This is a genomic window from Empedobacter sp. 225-1 (genome assembly GCF_030328185.1).
GTDB lineage: Bacteria > Bacteroidota > Bacteroidia > Flavobacteriales > Weeksellaceae > Empedobacter > Empedobacter stercoris.
The window spans coordinates 1-2,554 of the sequence record NZ_JACALO010000078.1; the positions used below are offsets into that span (position 1 = coordinate 1).

Here is a 2,554-nt window from a genome sequence, read left to right on the forward strand (position 1 = left end):
AACGTTTTGGGGCTTTGCGATGGTGGGGCAATCGAAGCACAAATCTTCAATTTTGCACAAAAGTTGAACCGAAGAACAACAGTTGAACTTTGCAGTTTCGCCCCACTATTGCAAAACCCTTGTTAGCTGCTGGGCTTAATTTTGCTAAAATAGCTTGTTTTTTGAGATAATAATTTGTACTTTTGTGGCTTCACTTCCAAAAAGTATACAACACGTGGCAAAGCCTTGGATTAAATAATTATTAGGGTAATTCTCTTCAAAACCCACTTTTATGGTATAGTACTCTATTAGTATTATGCTACAATTATTTTGTTGTATAATTTAATCAAGTTTTTATGGAAAACCGTAAATGGTTTAAGACCTATATGTTTATATGGGCTGGACAGTTTGCTTCAATGCTTACAAGTTATGCTGTTCAGTTTGCTATTGTTATATGGCTTAGTCTGGAGTACAAGTCAGCCGAAGTTTTAGCCTACGCAGGAATAGCAGCTATGTTGCCTCAAGCATTGATAGGCTTAATAGCAGGTGTATATGTTGACCGTCTCAATCGTAAATATGTAATGATTTTTTCGGATGCTTTTATAGCTCTCTGTGCCCTTTTGTTACTCGTCATTTTACAAAATGAAAATGTTAATCTTATATGGATATACATTTTATTGGGTTTACGCTCTGTTGGTAATGCTTTTCACGCTCCGGCACTACAGGCAATTGCTCCGCTGATTGTACCCCAAAATGAATTGATAAAGGTAGCAGGAATTAATCAGGTGTTACATTCGGTTTGCAGTATTGGTGGTCCTGCCATTGGCACATTAGCCATTGCTTATCTTCCTATTTCAAAAGTATTGTACTTGGATTTGATTGGAGCATTGCTGGCTATTCTTTCACTCGTGATGGTGAAAATTCCCAATGTGGTTGCGAAGTCAAAATCGTCTGCACATTCTATTGCTACAGAATTTTCGGAAGGGTTTCAGACTGTTTCAAAAAACAAAGGTTTGCGTTATCTTTTTCTTTATGCAATGGCGATAACCTTTGTTATAATGCCAGCTGCCATTATGTTTCCGTTGCTCACAACAGGGCATTTTGCAGGAGGAAAATGGGAGATAGGAATTGTAGAAGTGGTTTGGGGCGGAGGTATGCTTATTGGCGGTGTCATCCTGAGTATTTTCAAATTGAAAGGCTCAAAAGTAGTCGCAGTCAATGTTATGTATGTATTATTGGGACTTACATTTATTTTGAGTGGTGTATTACCTGCAAGTTGGTTTGTAGGATTTGTGATGGTAACAGCCATTGGCGGTATCAGCCTGTCTGTTTTCAATGGCTGTTTTACAGCAATTGTACAAACAGAGGTAAGTCCTGAAAAATTAGGACGTGTATTTTCACTTTATTATAGTTTGGCAGTTTTGCCAAGTGTAATCGGTTTATTATTCACAGGCCTGATTGCAGAAGTTATTGGTGTAAACATTACGTTTATCATAAGCGGTTGTTTGGCAATCCTTGTGGGTATTCTTTCGTTTAGCACTCGCAACTTAATGCAATTAGGTAAAATCAAAAATATTTAAAAAAATGAAAAATAGAGATATTCAAAAATTAGCGGAAAGAAATGGGTTAATTCTTTCGGATGAAATGAGTTTTAATGAAATGGGAATTGATTTTAAGGTTGGTTTCGCTACAGATAGGGATGGCACAAAGTGGTTGTTGCGTATTCCAAGAAGAACAACCTTAGGCGAACAGATTGCGAATGAGAAACGCATTCTTCAATTGGTGTCGAAATACCTTTCGGTTCAAGTTCCTGATTGGCGTATAGCTAATGAAAAACTGGTAGCCTATCCTTTGCTCGATGGAAAACCTGCACTTACTTATGATGCGGAGACTTATGAAGTAACCTGGAATATGTCTAAAGAAAACGACCTTTATATACCATCATTAGCGAAAGCACTTATAGAACTTCATTCAATTCCTACGGAAGAAGTACTTCGTAATAATCTAAAAGTTTTGACACCTGAACAGGTTAGAAATGAGATTTCTGAAAGATTGATTTTGGTGAAATCTGAATTAGGGATAAATGCCGAATTAGAACTTCGGTACCAAAAATGGCTGGATAATGATGCCTTATGGCCGAATTTTACAAAATTCATTCACGGTGATTTGTATGCAGGTCATACACTTACTCATCATAATGGAGAAGTTTGTGGAATTATTGATTGGTCAACTGCACAAGTCAGCGATATAGCACAAGATTTTTCAGGTCACGTTACTGTTTTCGGTGAAGAAAGTCTGAAAAATTTAATTTCGGCATACGAAAAACAAGGTGGAGAAGTATGGGATAAACTGTTTGAACAAGCAGTTGAACGAGCTGCTGCCGCACCTCTAGCTTATGGATATTTTGCTTTAGAAACACAAGATGAAATTCATCTTAGTTCTGCAAAATTACAGTTAGGTGTTGAGTAGATTTTTTTTAGTAGGGGCTGACACCTTAATCGGGTCAGCTCCCTATTATTTCAAGGGATGTTTGTCTATTAGCGTTGTTGTGTAGCCTTGCAGCTAACGGTTTGGG

Annotated in this window: 2 protein-coding genes; both read left to right on the top strand. The window is 37.4% G+C overall.

Annotated elements, in window-relative coordinates:
• Window positions 1-335: 335 nt before the first annotated feature.
• The gene (gene mef(C) / locus HX088_RS13755; protein WP_085286200.1) at window positions 336-1,559 is read left to right on the top strand and encodes a macrolide efflux MFS transporter Mef(C); all 1,224 of its coding nucleotides are present in this window, start codon (window positions 336-338) and stop codon (window positions 1,557-1,559) included.
• A 4-nt stretch (window positions 1,560-1,563) separates the two neighbouring features.
• On the top strand, window positions 1,564-2,448 hold the full coding sequence (gene mph / locus HX088_RS13760; protein WP_078213155.1) for an Mph(E)/Mph(G) family macrolide 2'-phosphotransferase: 885 nt from the start codon (window positions 1,564-1,566) through the stop codon (window positions 2,446-2,448).
• Window positions 2,449-2,554: the final 106 nt, after the last annotated feature.